Below are 13,238 nucleotides of genomic sequence, written 5' to 3'. Positions count from 1 at the left end.
CCTCACCGGCGAGACCACCATCTCGTGGCGCGATCCGACATCACAGAACCAAATCCGCATCACAGGATAAAACAACGGGAGAAAACGACCTCTTACCGGCGACGGAACGAAGCCCGTGCTGGCCCTGGACGACCTGCTACCCGTAGCAGTTCGTCCCGACCCTGCCGGGCCACCTGTCCGGCAGCCGTGACCTGTCAGTGATGCGATGCACTCCGCCGGCAGGGGCCGCGAGCGCGAGACCAGCAGCAGGAAGAAGCCGGGGTCCTAGCTGCCGAGCCCGGTCTCCGGGCCGCATATCTCGCACGACGTCACTTCGGGCAGCTCAAGCGCGATCAGCGCTCCCTCCCGGTTCAGCCAGCCCTTTGGGTTCTTGAACATGTGGCAGCCGCTCCGCCAGTGTTCGCCACCGTTGATTTCCACCGTTGATGCCAGCGGGAGCCCTGCCAACGGCCAGTAGGTGCGAGCTGGCAGCGAGCAGCTCCGGGTACGGCTCTGCCAGGCGCGCGGCAGCCATGGCGGACGCAATCAGCTCATCCGTGGGCCCCTCGCCCGGCTGTTGCTCGGCCGCCTTCACCAGAGACCACGCAGGCCCCTCGATGCCGAAGACCTGCACGTGCGTCAGGCCGGAGGCGGCCAACTCCGCCGCTAGCTCTTCGGCGCGGTGGAAGTAGGACAAGGTGAACCCTCGCACGCCGTCGTAGACGGCCGTCTCCAGGATCTTGGAAACGGAGTCATGAATCCGTTCGGTGTGCAGGTGGGCATACGTGACGTGCTCGAAGAGCGACGCGTAACGGTTGATTGCAGCCGCAGCGACCAGCCCGCCCGGCTTCACCACTCGGTGGGCCTCCGCTAGCGCCCTACTCCGATCATCAGGGTCGGGAAGGTGGTAGAGCGGCCCGAGGAGCTGCACAACGTCGAAGCTGTCGTCCGGCTCCTGCAGTTCTCGTGCGTCCCCTACGAACGCCGAGCACACTGCCGACGCACTCTCGACATGACGGGGCACGGGGTCCACAAGGGTGACCTCGTAGCCGTCCTTCACAAGCCATTCAGCGTGAATCCCGGTCGCCCCGCCCACGTCGAGTACGCGTGCCGGCGCGGGAGGCAAGAAGCGTCGGAGGAGCTCTTGGGTTCTGACGAACTCCATGCGTCCGTCTGCCGAGCTACGCAGGCGGCTGTCCTCGTTCACTGTCTCGCCGTAGAACCGCATCACGGAGGGTGCCAATTCGAGATTCGACATGGTCGCAGTATCGTGTGTACCGGTGGACCAGTCCAGCGCGGGGTAGGGGAAGCTATGGCAGTTCTGAAGTACGAAGAGATCGCTGAGTCTCTGCGCGCCCGCATCGCCGCTGGTGAGTTCGCTCCTGGTGACACCATCCCGTCCGGCCGCGACCTGGCCGAGCAGTGGGACGTGTCACGGGCAACCGCCATCAAGGCCGTGGACGTGCTGCGCAACGACGGCGTGGTGGTGGCGAAGCAGGGCACCGGTTTCGTCGTCACGGAGACACCCGTGGCGCGCCCTGCCGGCGCCCGCCGAGCCGGGTCGGCGCGCATCTTGGGCGGGATGCCGTTCCTTCGTATCGGCACGCCCGACTGGGCAGAGCCTCCCGCCCGCGTCGCCGTCGCACTCGGGATCTCTCCCGGAGTGCTGGCGCTCCGACGCATCCGTGTCCTCCAGCTTCCGGACGGAACCCCGAATAGCTGCGTGGAGGCATGGTTTCCTCCAGAGATCGCGGAGGCGGCGCCCCGCCTCGCCGACACTGCCCCCATCGCCGAGGGCACGACACGCTATGTCCGTCGGCAGACCGGACGGTTTCCGGTCGAGGGAGTGGATGTCACCACCGTGCGCCTTGCTGCGGACGCGGAAGCGGACCGTTTGGGAGTAGTGGCGGCAACCCCGGTCGCCGTGCTTCTTCACACGGCACACGACCAGGAAGGTCGCCCATTGGTCTGCGAGGAAGGGGTCACGCCCTCCTCGCTCTTCGAGCAGATCGACACCTACGCGATGTAGGTATGCCCTCAGAACGGAGCTGGACCGGTCCGCCGGTCCAGCTTTTTTGATGCTCCGTCAAGCTGTTTGACCTGCGGTTTGCCAAGCCACGGCCTTCCAACTTCAAATTCAGCGGTTGTCTGGACCGGTCCACCGGTCCAGTCTCGTGGTGTGGGCATCGCTCAATCCGGAACTTTCGGAGCGGGCCGATCGCGCCATGCCTACAACTCCACAGCGTGATCCACCGCAGTACGGCGGCCGTGACCGTTCCGGCCGAGGCGAGTGGAGACCAGCCGACCGAGAAACGGCCCGTGTCACAACCGGGCCCACACCCCTAACCGGGAACGCCATCGGCTCTAAGAACCGCACGACACACCTTGAAACTGCCAGGACATCCGGGATTTCGGACCTCTCCGGATCGAGCAGCGTCGTGCGAAACAGGAGATCCGAACCCTGCACCAGCGCTCACGGTGCCCGACATCCCACCGTCGTTTCGGCAGACGGGTGTCGGGTCGCCGTGGTCGCTCGTAGCCCACGACCGACCCACCCAACGGCGCGCGGCCCCAGTGTCCTACCACCGGGGCCGCTTCGAGCCGTACACCTGCTAGGGAGACACGACTCATGAAGCACATCGTTGCTGTTCAGGCGGTTGTTACCACCGCTGAGTTCGACCGCGATCCGACGGCCGCGGAGCTGGATGCCATCGACGCCGAGATGCCGCTCATCACGGCGGAGATCGACCTGTTGGACGCCCAGATCATGACCATCGACCGGCCGGCCTCCGAGCTGGACCAGCGGCGCGTCCGCCGGGCCCGGAACCGGGTGCTGGCCGTGCGTCGGGACCTGACCAACCGCACCACCGGCATGGTCGGGGGTGCGGCATGACGCGCACTGCTCGGTTGTCGAATACGTTCCTGGGCGATTGGGAGGTGTACGTCATGACCGACGCTCCCGACGCCCTGGACTGGCCCACTCATCGTTTCTGCCGTACTGCCCCGGTCCCGACGCTCAATCAGCGGGACGAGGCGCTGACCGCGCTCGGCTACACGCCTGTCGACGGAGCCGCGTGGGACTGGCTGGAGCTGTCCGACCACGGCGACGCTCGGGTCCGGTTGTTCGCCTCGATCGACGTCCGACCGATGGGCGGTGCGGCATGAACGCCAAGACCGTGCTGCCCGCCGTCGCAATGACGGCCGTGTCGATGGTGCTCACCCTCGCGGTGGTCGTGATGTGGCTGGGCACGGCGATGCCGTGGCCCGTCGCCCTGGTCGTCGGTCTCGGGATCGACGGCGGATGGCTGGCCACCCTCGCCTACGAACGCCGTCTGGCCGCGCAGGGCGACCGCTCGGTCGGCGTCACGGCCGTCGGCTGGTGCTTCGGTCTGATGGCGACCGGTGTTCTGGTCGCCCACGCGCTCACCGCCGAGGAGTCCACCGGCGCGTGGCTGGCCGTGGCGTGGCTGCCGCTCGCGGCGAAGGCGTTGTGGCTGGTGCACGGGCTGTGGGAGCGGACCGCGCTCACCCCGGGCGCGCTCGGGGCCATTCGGGGTATTCAGCAGGAGGCCCGCGACGAAGCGGCGGTGGCCCGCGCCCGGCTGCGCGCCGAAGCGACCACCGAGGAGATCCGGCTGACGGCCGTCACGCATGCCGGGGCTCGGGTCGCACGCGTCCAAGCCCGGACGGCGCAGACGCTCTCGCGGGCGTGGTCGACGTTGGAGGAGACACGCGACGGTGAGGACACGGGTAGGGCGCTGGCCAGCGTGACGACCCGAGTCACGCCCGGCGTCACACCGGCATGGGAGCTGCCGACCTGGGGCCCCACCGAGCCCGTTTCCGCGCTCGCTCTGAGCGCGACCCCGGCGCTCACCGACGCAGAGCTTGACCGGCTGGTCGACGAGATCCGGCACAGCGAGACGCCGGCCCTGTCGTATCGGGAGATGGCCTCCCGCTTCCGCGCGGCCGGTTACTCCGCCTCCGAGGTGCGGTTGCGGGCCGCATGGAAGCGCGTGGCCGCCTGATGGCGACGCTGCCCGTCTACCGGTGGCGGCTCGCTCCGGATGGCTACGCCACCCGCCGCCAACTCCGCGCCCTCGGCCTGCGCCCGGGTGGTCAGGACGTCGCCGCGCAATTGGAGCGGCCCCGACGTCGGCGGGGCCCGCTGGTCGCCTACCTCTACCGCATCGACCGCGCCAAGCCCGTCCGCCCCATGACCCCGGGCCGCCGTGCGGCGCTGGCCGCCGCGATGCGTGCCCGACGCATGTGCCCCGGCTGCGGCCGGGATGCGGGCTACGTCATCCCTCCCTCGCTCGGCACCTGCGTGCCCTGCGCCTACCCCGAAGGGACCACCGATGGAATCCCTGCCTGAACCTGCCCGTGTGGTGCAGCTCCCCGACGGCACCTATACCTACGTCCTCCCCTCCGCTCTCCCGGTGCCGCAGCAGTACGGCGGCCCGCAGATCGTTCACCAGCACGTGCACCATGCTCCGCCGGACCGCACGGTGCAGCGCGTCGCGCTCGGTTCCGGTGTCGGCGCCGGAGCGGTCGCCGCCGGCGTCTACTTCGGTCCGCTCCTCGTCGGCGTGCTCACCGCCATGGCGGCAAACCTCGCGCTGCTCGCTCTCATCGCAGCCGTCTGCGCCTGGGGCGTGGTCACCGTCGTGAAGTCGGTCGGTGGCGCGGACGGCAAGGCCGCCGCGAAGAACGTGCGCAAGGCCCGCGGCCGTCGCTGACCGCACCGCATCCCCTACCTGAGAGGAGCCTGCCATGGCGTTCCAGGCCGGCGAGAACGTGTTGATCGCCTCTTGTGAGGACGATCCCCGTGCGGTCGGCAAGACGGGCCGGATCGTCGACGACGTGCCGCCCGGGCCACTGACCGGCGGGCGGTGGACGGTGCACAGGATCAGCCCTCTGATCGGCACGGTCCTGTGTCACACACACGAGCTGCGGCCCGCCTGACGGCTGCCCGATCCGCCTGTCCCGCACGGGCGGTGAGGGGAGCCGGACAGTCCGGCCCCGGAATCGGGAGCACAGACATGACCAGCAAGCAGTACCGCGAGCGCGCCGAGAACGCGCTGCGCCGCGTCGACCTCAACAGGCCGACACCCACGCAGGTCGCCGAGGCCGCCGTGTGGGCCCAGCTCGCCACCGCCGCCGCGATCGAGGAGCAGGGACAGGCGGTGTCCGATGGCCAGTGAGCCGAAGCGCAGCGCCGTGCTCCTCGCGAACGCCGCGGAGACCTTAGTGACCCTGGCAATCGTCGCCGCCGCGTTCACCGGAGGCGTGGTCCTCTTCCGCCTCGCCCACGACAAAACCGAGCTGTGGCAGGTGGCATCCGCCCTCATCGGCGCCTACCTGGCCGCCACCGCCGCCCGCGCCGCACTGGACCGGATCGCTGGTGCCGCACTGGACCGGCTGCACGTCGCCGCCGGGTGCGTCGACTGCCACACCGCGAAGGAGAACTGACATGAGCCACACGTACCGCAGCTACACCCGGGCCGAGAAGCGGCAGCGCGCCCTGCTCGTTCTGCGCGGCGCCAAGCAGGCCGTCGCCGATGCGGTCGACCCGCGCCTTGACCGCCGGATCGACCGCATCGACCAGGCCGCCGAGGAACGCGGCGCCCGCGAAGTCACCGCAATGCAGACCGCGTTGGAGAACGCCCAAACCGCCGTGGCCGCCGCCAAGACCAAGGAACGCACCGTCGACCGTCCCGACCGCAGCGCGGCACGGGCCGCACGCCAGCAGGCCGAGAAGGACCTGCGACGCGTCGAGCAGGCAGCCCGCCGACTCGGACTGTGACTACGCCCCGGGGCGGTCGACAGCCGCCAAGCATCCCGGCCGCCCCGGGCCCCTGACCACCACATCGAGTAGCAGGAGAGAGACCAGCATGACCGAGAACGTCGTTCCCCTGTTCAAGACCCCGAATACTCAGGACGATTCGGCACCGTCGGCTGCGCCTTCAGAGCGGCCGGTGCCGCTGTGGGTGCGCTCCGGCCGCGCGGTGCACCAGGCCGCGACGCACGAACGCACCCGGGCCACCGGCCGCCTGGTCGTCCGGCACGGCTCTTACGTGCTGGGCGGCACGCGGATCGTCGCGAAGCGCGCGTGGGACGGCCGCACCGCTGCCCGGTACGAGCGGCTGCTGCGTGCTGCTGAGGCGGCCGGGAACATGGAGCTTGCGGCGGAGTGGGAGGCCCGCGGAACGGCGTTCCGCGCCGCACGGCACAAGCGCCGTATGGATCTGCTTACCTCTCCGGAGCGGCTGGTGAAGAACGCCGCCTACGGCGCCGGCGGCACGGTCGGCGGGCTGCTGCTGCTCGGCATCGCGCTGGCCATAGCCAACGAGAACATCGCCGATGTCGTCTCGCCGCTGATGGCCATGGTGGAGCTGATCCGCTGGATCGTCGTCATCGTCACCGTCGTGTGGGGCCCGCTCGTCGCCATCGGCCCGTGGCTGGCGCTGCTGGCCGTGTGGGCAGTCGGACGCCACCAGCAGGCCGCCCCCAACTGGGCGCTGCCCGCAGCCGAGCAGGACAAGCGCGACGTCGTCCCGGACGAGGGCGCCATCCTCGACGCGCTGCGCAACCTCGGCATCGCCCCGCTGAACAAGGCGTTCAAGGACGGATGGCAGCCTCGCTGGGTCTCGCCCACCGTCCGGCTCGGCAACGGCTGGCACACCCAGCTGCAACTACCGCTCGGCGTCACGGTCGAGATGGTCAACGGCCGAAAGGACGTGCTCGCACACAACCTGCTGCGCAAGCAGGTCGAGGTGTGGCCCACTGAGCCGTCCGCGCAGCCGGGAGTCCTTGATCTGTGGGTGGCCGACCAGGGCTCCCTGTCCGGCCCGGTGCCGCCGTGGCCGCTGCTGGAGAGCGGGGAGGCCGACTACTTCAAGGGCGTGCCCATCGGTGTCTCGCAGCGTGGCGTGCCCGTTATGGGCAAGCTGATGGCCGCGAACTACATGGTCGGCGGCATCATGGGCTCGGGTAAGTCGTCGCTGGTCGTGGCCCTGCTGCTGGGGGCCATGCTCGACCGTCTGGTCGAGATCGAGGTGTACGTCATGGCGTACAACGTGGACTACGACCCGATGAAGCCCCGCTTGCGCACCCTGGTCAAGGGCGACGACGACGAGCAGGTCGAGGCCGCGCTCAAGGCGCTGCGGGGCCTGCGGGACGAGGTGACGCTCCGGGGCAAGCTGCTGGACGAGCTGGGTGGCGGAGAAGTCCGCCTCACCCGCGCGATCGCGGAGCGCGACCCGCGGATGCGGCCGAAGGTCGTCGTCTTCGACGAGTGCCACGAGCTGTTCGAGCACAAGAAGTACGGGCCCGAAGCAGCCGAGCTGGCGGTCAAGGTGCTCAAGAAAGCCAGGAAGTGCGGCATCACGCTCGTCTTCGTGACCGTCTCGCCGACGGCGGCAAGTATTCCGAAGGACGTCACGCGCAACACCTCACACCGGGTGGCGTTCGCCGTCGGTGACCACGTCGCCAACGACGGACTGCTGGGCACAGGCAAGCACCGGGCCGGTATCACGGCGACGACGCTGAACCCGGCAGAGAACGTCGGCACGGCGCTGAGCGTCGGATTCACCCGGAACCCGTTCGAGCTGGTCCGCGCCTACTACGTCCGCAAGGACTCGCAGGCCGACCAGATCAGCCCCGTCGTAGCCCGCGCCGTGGCACTGCGCGACGGTGTCGCCCCCGCCGCTGCTGGACCCGTCGATGAGCCCGTCGATCACCTTGCCGACATCGCCGACGTCCTCGGCGACCAGCCGCGGATGCGGACCCAAGTGGTTCTGCAGCTGCTGTCGGAGCGTAACCCGCAGGAGTACCGCGACTGGACACCGGGCGACTTGAAGCGCCTGCTCGACGACGTCGGGCACGGCGACTACAAGACGGACGGCGGGCGCATGCACGTCAGCCGCGACCGGATCCGCGAGGCACTCGCCGCGCGCGACCAGGACGACGACGAGGCCGCCGGCGCGTGAGGGAGACGGCAGGGAGGCAGGGAGTTCTCCCTGACCCGCTCCCTGCACCCGACTCCACAGCCTGACCTGCACAAATAGGCGATCAAGGAGTCAGAGAGGCGCACCCACCGGCACCCCGAAACCCCTCCAACGCACCTCTGCAGGGGGTGCGTTGGCCTCCCTCCCGCATGCACGGCAGGGATTCCGCATACGCCGAGAGCGGCCCCCCTTCTCGCCAAAGTGCGGGGCCGCTCTCGTCTGCCAGTCACTCACGAGAACTGGAGACATCCAGCATGACCCAACCACCCACAAACGACCACCTCCGAACCGCGCTGCGCCTGGCCGGAGCAGACGTGCCCGCGCTGCCGCTACGGGAGGGCAAGGTGCCGTTCGGCAACTGCCGCCGCTGCGCCGATAACGCGTGCGGTGGTCGGCCGAACATGAAGACCTCCGGGCCCTGCATCTGCCCGGCGCCCTGTCATGGCTGGGCCGCCGCAACCACCGACCCAGACGTCATCAGCTCCGGCGTCTGGCGCCGCGCATGGGTGCGGGCGTCTGCGGTCGCGTACCACCCGGGCGGTGCCGGTCTCACCGTCGTCGACCTGGACAACGCGGAAGCCATCGCGTGGGCGCGCGAGACCCTGCCCGCCACGCGGACCGTGCCGACGACCCGGGGCGAGCACTGGCTCTACCTCGGGCCGATGCGGTCCGCCAACGCCGTACGGCCCGGCGTAGACATCAAGTCCTCGATGGCCTACGCGCGGTGGCTCGGTCCCGGCACCGGCACCATGACGCCCCTGCCCGACGCCGTGCGCGCTCTGATCGTCAAGGCACCGGCCCCCGTCCCGCGCGCCGTCACCGTGCCCGTGCCGGCCGAGGGCGGGGAGTGCCGCCACCGCGCGCCCACCTATCTGGCCCGTGGCATCGCCATGGCGGAGCAGCGCATCACCGAGGCCCGCGGCGCGATCCACACCACCGTCTACCGCACGTTCCTCGCCGTCCTGTCCACGCACGGCCGGTGCGGCTGCCTGACCGACGTACATATGGCCCGGTTGTTCGCCGCCGCGCAGGCCAAGGGCGAGACCGTCCGGCACTGCACGGACGCGTGGACCAACGCCCGCACCACACTTGGGATGTGAGCCATGTCCGAGGACGAGAAGACCCCGGCCCGCGAGGTCATCACCGACTACGCGCAAGCCCACTTCCGGTACTTCCGCACCACCGAAGGCACCGTCTACGCGCAGAAGAACGGCCACCCCGTGGCCCGCCCGATCCGCTCCCAGGGCACGACGGGCAGCCACCGGCAGGAACTCATGGTCGGTCTCTTCAACGACGGGATCGGCGTGTTCAACGGCACGTCACTCAAGGAGGCGTTGGACTTGATCGAAGCACTCGCGCTGAGTCGGGACGTCCAGCCCACTCACATCCGCGTCGCCCCCGGATACGACGGGGCGACGTGGCTGGACCTGGGCCGCGACGACGGGCAGTCCGTCCGCATCCATCCTTCGGGCTGGGACCTCCTCACCCCCGACCCGCGCGAGGTGTGCTGGCGGCGCACCCAGCTCACCGGGGAACTCCCCCTGCCGGCCAAGGACACCGACGGCAAGGGCATCGACCTCCTGCTGAGGCTGACCAACTTCGCCACCGCAGAGACCGAATGCCTGGCCCTCGCCTGGCTCATCGGCTGCCTCGGCCCGTCCGCGCCCGTCCCCGCCCCCTTCCTCACCGGCCCGCAAGGCGCAGGCAAATCCACGGCGGGCCGGATGCTGGTTCGGATCATCGAGGGCATGACCGGCGACCTGCGCCGCGCCCCGAAGGACGAAGAGAACCTGATCACGGCCGTCGCCGCCGGATGGGTCACTGCCCTGGACAACCTGAGCCACCTGGCCCCGGACCTATCCGACCTGATGTGCTGCATCGTCACCGGCGCCGAGAGCATCAAGCGCGCCCTCTTCAGCGACGGCGATGTCGTCCGCTCCCGCTACCGCCGCCCCCTGCTCCTGACCGGCATCGACGTCGGCGTCATCCGCCCCGACCTCGCCGAACGCCTTCTACCGCTGCGCCTGGAGCGCCCCCGCGTGCGGCGGACCGAGGCGGAACTCTGGACCGAATTCGAAGCAGCCCTGCCCGCCATCCTCGGCTCCCTCCTCGACCTCACCGTCAAGGTCCGGGCGACCGAGGCCGACATCCCCACCGACCTGCGGATGGCCGACTTCGCGCACCTGTGTGCGCAGATCGACGCCGCGACCGGCTTCGGTACGCTCCCCGCCTACCGGGGCAGCCTGGACGACCTCAACGACGACGTCATCGAAGGTGACCTGCTCGCGCAGACCGTCCTCAAGCACGCCGCCACCATTGAGCCGGGCACGGAAACGCGGATGACGTCCTCGGAGTGGCTGCACTGCCTCACCGGCCTCTACAGCGGCGACGAACTTCGCCCTCTGCCCAAAGGGTGGCCCACCACCGGGAAAGTCCTCTCGGACCGCCTCAAGCGCCTTCAGCCCACCCTCGCCGCCCGAGGCGTCCTCATCGACTGGGGCCGCACCAAAGAAGGCCGCTACATCGAGATGACCCGACGCCCGGCCCTACCGCCCCACGAGCAACAGTCGATGCTCTGACCGGCATCCATGTCGGCACGGACAAGCAAGAGGAGCACCCGCGTCCAAGCCCAGGTGCTCCTCTTGCTGTTCGGCGGAACGCCGCCCCAAGGACGCGCCGCGAAGCGGCTCCTTCTTCACGCTTTGAGGCGCCACCGCAACACAACAGACACCCCCTCTTTTTTCCTAAGAAAGGGAACGCTGCGTCACCCGCGTCACCAGAAGGTCCAGAACAGTCCCTGAGCTGCTGCAACAGGGATGACGCAGGACGGCTTCGGCTGCGTCATCCCGCGTCACCCGCGTCACCCGATGACGCCCGCCTGCGTCACCGATGACGCACCCCCAATCCTCTGCGTCACCACAAATCCGCAGGTCAGAAGCGCAAATGACGCTGATGACGCGATGACGCAGGAATCCGAACCTCGGACACACGCGGCCGCACGAAGCCTCGAAGCCGACACGACTCCCTGACGAGGACCCCATGAGCCGAACCCGTTCCGCTCGACCCGACCCCCGCGCCACCCTCCGAGGCAGCCTGCCCGATCGGTACCTCACCCCCGACGACATCGCTGAGATGTTCGGCGTGCCTCTCGAAACCGTCTACCAGTGGCGGAAGAAGCGCACTGGCCCACCCGGATTCCGCGTCGGAAAACACCTCCGCTACGACCCCGCCGCCGTACAACGCTGGACTGCCGAACGCATGGCTGCGGACATCGCTGCCTGACCGACCCCAGACCGAGTACCCCGCAGGGCGACGCCACCAGGCGTCGCCCTGCGGCCGTTCAGGAGACGCGAGGACACATGGCAGGCCACATCCAGGACCGCTGGTACAGGACCGAGACCAGCCCCGACGGCAAGACGCTCCGCGTCAAGACCGACCGCCACGGCACAGGCCTCCGCTACCGCGCCCGCTACGTCGGCCCCGACGGCACCGAGAAGTCCAAGAGCTTCCCCGACCGACAGAAGCGCCTGGCGGAACGGTGGCTGACCGAGATCGCCACCGACATGTCACGCGGCCAGTACGTCGACCCACGTGCCGCTCGAACCACCTTCAAGGGCTACGCCGACAAGTGGCTCAAGGCTCAGACCACGGAGCTGTCCAGCCAGATCGAAACCGAGCGACGTCTACGGCTCCATGCCTTCCCGTACATCGGCTCACGCCCGCTCGACTCGTTCCGCCCGCAGCACATCCGCGAACTCGTGAGCGCCCTGGAGAGCAGCCCCATCGGGGGCTCGTACGCGCGGAACATCTACAGCGACGTGCGAGCCGTCCTCTCGGCCGCCGTTGACGACGGGCTGTTGCCTCGCAACCCGTGTGCGGCAAAGTCCGTACGTCCGCCCACTGCCGAACCCCGGCGCGTCATCCCGTGGCAGCCGGCACAGGTCCGGGCCGTCCGCGCCGCCTTGCCCGAGCCGTATCGGGCCATGGTCGACGTCGGCGCCGGGTGCGGGCTGCGCCAGGGGGAAATCGTCGGGCTCGCCGAGGATGCTCTCGACATCGGCAACTCCACCCTGCGCGTGGTACGGCAGGTCAAGCTCATCCGTGGGAGGGCCGTCTTCGCACCGCCGAAGTGCGACAAGGAGCGGGACGTTCCCCTGCCCGGCTCCGTCGGTGAGGCTCTGCGGGAGCACATGGACCAGCACAAGCCGGTGGACGTCACGCTGCCCTGGCGGAAGCCAGACGGCCCGCTCGTCTCCGCGCGGCTGCTGTTCACGAACTCGGCCAACTGGCTCGTCTGGCGCAGCAATTTCAATCTTCAGGAGTGGAAGCCTGCGATCGCGGCGGCCGGTCTCATCCCGCTACCCGAGGAGGGCGAGCCTTACGACTCTGCGCGAGAGCACGGAATGCATGCGCTCCGGCACTTCTACGCGTCTGTGCTGCTAGACGCCGGGGAGAGCGTCAAGGCCGTGAGCGAGTACCTGGGACACTCGGACCCCGGCCTCACGCTGCGGGTGTACGCACACCTCATGCCTACAAGCCGGGAGCGGACCCGCCGAGCCGTGGACGCTGTGTTCCGACCGGACACCGCACCCCACAGTGACTGAGCCAGGATCGTCAGCGCGCTTGATCCAAGCGCGCAAAGCGCCGGGGCTGGATCTCCCAGCCTCGGCCGACGATGCCGAGCGTCAGCGCCCCTCGGGTCCATGTCCCGCGCACCTTGATCTCCTCGTCGCGGTAGTGTCCGCGCGTCGTGAACGCGACCTGTTCGCCATCAAGGACGTACCGCACCATGTACACGCCGGGAATGATGCTTTCTCTGCAGAGCCAACCCGCCAGAGCAGCACTCGCGGGCCGAGGTGCGGGTCGTACGAGCACGTCCAGAACCGTGCCGTCCGGATAGAAGCGGAACACCTGCTCATCCGCAGTGAAAATCCCGTTCAGTGGCGGTGCCCCACGGCGGCGCCTTCGCCTGGCCAAACCGCCTCCCCGCCTGTGTCTCACGGCCCACACACGGCCCAGCGACCCGCTCAGGGCCGCTGTCCCCCTCCGTATGCCCAGGTCAAGCGCCTACTGGCGCACTCTGACCGTGAGTTCTCCGGGCTTGGGCATGGTGCTACCAGTGTCGCAGAGAAAACACGAGGGACCGTCGCCCTGTGGGCGACGGCCCCTCGTACGGCAAACACGCAGGTCCGTGCCTGAGTGAGCGCTCCCTCAGCCCGAGCCGACGAAGATCACCAGCAGCAGCCACACCAC

Annotated in this window: 18 protein-coding genes; 15 read left to right on the top strand and 3 right to left on the bottom strand. The window is 69.2% G+C overall.

Going from position 1 to position 13,238, the window contains the following annotated elements; all coding sequences use genetic code 11:
* Nucleotides 1-264: 264 nt before the first annotated feature.
* On the bottom strand, nt 265-336 hold the full coding sequence (locus tag AC067Z_RS37800; RefSeq protein WP_478794186.1) for a hypothetical protein: 72 nt from the start codon (nt 334-336) through the stop codon (nt 265-267).
* The gene (locus AC067Z_RS37795) at nt 323-1,237 is read right to left on the bottom strand and encodes a class I SAM-dependent methyltransferase (RefSeq protein WP_478794184.1); all 915 of its coding nucleotides are present in this window, start codon (nt 1,235-1,237) and stop codon (nt 323-325) included. Before AC067Z_RS37795 ends, AC067Z_RS37800 begins: the two co-directional genes overlap by 14 nt.
* Before the next feature lie 54 nt (nt 1,238-1,291).
* Here AC067Z_RS37795 and AC067Z_RS37790 point away from each other — a divergent pair, with 54 nt between their 5' ends.
* From AC067Z_RS37790 to AC067Z_RS37720, 15 genes are all read left to right on the top strand, one after another.
* Complete coding sequence (locus AC067Z_RS37790; RefSeq protein WP_478794183.1) at nt 1,292-2,008, top strand: GntR family transcriptional regulator; 717 nt, start codon at nt 1,292-1,294, stop codon at nt 2,006-2,008.
* A 600-nt stretch (nt 2,009-2,608) separates the two neighbouring features.
* Nucleotides 2,609-2,872 carry a DUF6284 family protein gene (locus tag AC067Z_RS37785; protein ID WP_478794182.1) on the top strand — a complete coding sequence of 88 codons (264 nt, stop codon included), beginning with the start codon at nt 2,609-2,611 and terminating at the stop codon, nt 2,870-2,872.
* 53 nt (nt 2,873-2,925) lie between these two features.
* On the top strand, nt 2,926-3,144 hold the full coding sequence (locus AC067Z_RS37780; RefSeq protein ID WP_478794181.1) for a DUF6303 family protein: 219 nt from the start codon (nt 2,926-2,928) through the stop codon (nt 3,142-3,144).
* Nucleotides 3,141-4,004, top strand: a complete 864-nt coding sequence (locus AC067Z_RS37775; protein WP_478794180.1) for a protein spdB — start codon at nt 3,141-3,143, stop codon at nt 4,002-4,004. Before AC067Z_RS37780 ends, AC067Z_RS37775 begins: the two co-directional genes overlap by 4 nt.
* Nucleotides 4,004-4,351 (top strand): RRQRL motif-containing zinc-binding protein, encoded by a 348-nt coding sequence (locus AC067Z_RS37770; RefSeq protein ID WP_478794185.1) that lies wholly within the window; start codon nt 4,004-4,006, stop codon nt 4,349-4,351. The genes AC067Z_RS37775 and AC067Z_RS37770 overlap by 1 nt, the downstream gene beginning before the upstream one ends.
* Nucleotides 4,335-4,715: a DUF6251 family protein gene (locus AC067Z_RS37765; protein WP_478794179.1), complete on the top strand. Its 381-nt coding sequence runs from the start codon at nt 4,335-4,337 to the stop codon at nt 4,713-4,715. The genes AC067Z_RS37770 and AC067Z_RS37765 overlap by 17 nt, the downstream gene beginning before the upstream one ends.
* A gap of 34 nt (nt 4,716-4,749) precedes the next feature.
* Nucleotides 4,750-4,941 carry a hypothetical protein gene (locus tag AC067Z_RS37760; RefSeq protein WP_478794178.1) on the top strand — a complete coding sequence of 64 codons (192 nt, stop codon included), beginning with the start codon at nt 4,750-4,752 and terminating at the stop codon, nt 4,939-4,941.
* A 77-nt stretch (nt 4,942-5,018) separates the two neighbouring features.
* Nucleotides 5,019-5,180: a hypothetical protein gene (locus AC067Z_RS37755; RefSeq protein WP_478794177.1), complete on the top strand. Its 162-nt coding sequence runs from the start codon at nt 5,019-5,021 to the stop codon at nt 5,178-5,180.
* Entirely contained in the window at nt 5,170-5,448 is a 279-nt protein-coding gene (locus AC067Z_RS37750; RefSeq protein WP_478794176.1) for a hypothetical protein, read from the top strand. Before AC067Z_RS37755 ends, AC067Z_RS37750 begins: the two co-directional genes overlap by 11 nt.
* Nucleotide 5,449: 1 nt before the next feature.
* Complete coding sequence (locus tag AC067Z_RS37745) at nt 5,450-5,782, top strand: hypothetical protein (protein WP_478794175.1); 333 nt, start codon at nt 5,450-5,452, stop codon at nt 5,780-5,782.
* 88 nt (nt 5,783-5,870) lie between these two features.
* Nucleotides 5,871-7,967: a zonular occludens toxin domain-containing protein gene (locus AC067Z_RS37740; protein WP_478794174.1), complete on the top strand. Its 2,097-nt coding sequence runs from the start codon at nt 5,871-5,873 to the stop codon at nt 7,965-7,967.
* Nucleotides 7,968-8,239: 272 nt separating this feature from the next.
* Nucleotides 8,240-9,085, top strand: a complete 846-nt coding sequence (locus AC067Z_RS37735) for a bifunctional DNA primase/polymerase (protein WP_478794173.1) — start codon at nt 8,240-8,242, stop codon at nt 9,083-9,085.
* A gap of 3 nt (nt 9,086-9,088) precedes the next feature.
* The gene (locus tag AC067Z_RS37730; protein ID WP_478794172.1) at nt 9,089-10,564 is read left to right on the top strand and encodes an ATP-binding protein; all 1,476 of its coding nucleotides are present in this window, start codon (nt 9,089-9,091) and stop codon (nt 10,562-10,564) included.
* Nucleotides 10,565-11,024: 460 nt separating this feature from the next.
* On the top strand, nt 11,025-11,267 hold the full coding sequence (locus AC067Z_RS37725; RefSeq protein WP_478794171.1) for a helix-turn-helix domain-containing protein: 243 nt from the start codon (nt 11,025-11,027) through the stop codon (nt 11,265-11,267).
* Nucleotides 11,268-11,344: 77 nt separating this feature from the next.
* Nucleotides 11,345-12,589, top strand: coding sequence for a tyrosine-type recombinase/integrase (locus tag AC067Z_RS37720; RefSeq protein ID WP_478794170.1), 1,245 nt, complete (start codon nt 11,345-11,347; stop codon nt 12,587-12,589).
* Between the two features lie 10 nt (nt 12,590-12,599).
* Here the strand turns inward: AC067Z_RS37720 and AC067Z_RS37715 are convergent, their stop codons facing one another.
* Nucleotides 12,600-12,896: a hypothetical protein gene (locus AC067Z_RS37715; protein WP_478794169.1), complete on the bottom strand. Its 297-nt coding sequence runs from the start codon at nt 12,894-12,896 to the stop codon at nt 12,600-12,602.
* Between the last annotated feature and the right edge of the window lie 342 nt (nt 12,897-13,238).

The sequence above is a fragment of the Streptomyces sp. NPDC043812 genome (assembly GCF_056436245.1).
The sequence above is the reverse complement of the archived record's forward strand: the minus strand, read 5'-3'. Positions and strand labels throughout refer to the sequence as shown.

Coding starts and splice junctions, on each gene's coding strand:
- AC067Z_RS37795 (WP_478794184.1), bottom strand. CDS start 1,237: ATGTCGAATCTCGAATTGGCACCCTCCGTGATGCGGTTCTACGGCGAG.
- AC067Z_RS37790 (WP_478794183.1), top strand. CDS start 1,292: ATGGCAGTTCTGAAGTACGAAGAGATCGCTGAGTCTCTGCGCGCCCGC.
- AC067Z_RS37785 (WP_478794182.1), top strand. CDS start 2,609: ATGAAGCACATCGTTGCTGTTCAGGCGGTTGTTACCACCGCTGAGTTC.
- AC067Z_RS37780 (WP_478794181.1), top strand. CDS start 2,926: ATGACCGACGCTCCCGACGCCCTGGACTGGCCCACTCATCGTTTCTGC.
- AC067Z_RS37775 (WP_478794180.1), top strand. CDS start 3,141: ATGAACGCCAAGACCGTGCTGCCCGCCGTCGCAATGACGGCCGTGTCG.
- AC067Z_RS37770 (WP_478794185.1), top strand. CDS start 4,004: ATGGCGACGCTGCCCGTCTACCGGTGGCGGCTCGCTCCGGATGGCTAC.
- AC067Z_RS37765 (WP_478794179.1), top strand. CDS start 4,335: ATGGAATCCCTGCCTGAACCTGCCCGTGTGGTGCAGCTCCCCGACGGC.
- AC067Z_RS37760 (WP_478794178.1), top strand. CDS start 4,750: ATGGCGTTCCAGGCCGGCGAGAACGTGTTGATCGCCTCTTGTGAGGAC.
- AC067Z_RS37755 (WP_478794177.1), top strand. CDS start 5,019: ATGACCAGCAAGCAGTACCGCGAGCGCGCCGAGAACGCGCTGCGCCGC.
- AC067Z_RS37750 (WP_478794176.1), top strand. CDS start 5,170: ATGGCCAGTGAGCCGAAGCGCAGCGCCGTGCTCCTCGCGAACGCCGCG.
- AC067Z_RS37745 (WP_478794175.1), top strand. CDS start 5,450: ATGAGCCACACGTACCGCAGCTACACCCGGGCCGAGAAGCGGCAGCGC.
- AC067Z_RS37740 (WP_478794174.1), top strand. CDS start 5,871: ATGACCGAGAACGTCGTTCCCCTGTTCAAGACCCCGAATACTCAGGAC.
- AC067Z_RS37735 (WP_478794173.1), top strand. CDS start 8,240: ATGACCCAACCACCCACAAACGACCACCTCCGAACCGCGCTGCGCCTG.
- AC067Z_RS37730 (WP_478794172.1), top strand. CDS start 9,089: ATGTCCGAGGACGAGAAGACCCCGGCCCGCGAGGTCATCACCGACTAC.
- AC067Z_RS37725 (WP_478794171.1), top strand. CDS start 11,025: ATGAGCCGAACCCGTTCCGCTCGACCCGACCCCCGCGCCACCCTCCGA.
- AC067Z_RS37720 (WP_478794170.1), top strand. CDS start 11,345: ATGGCAGGCCACATCCAGGACCGCTGGTACAGGACCGAGACCAGCCCC.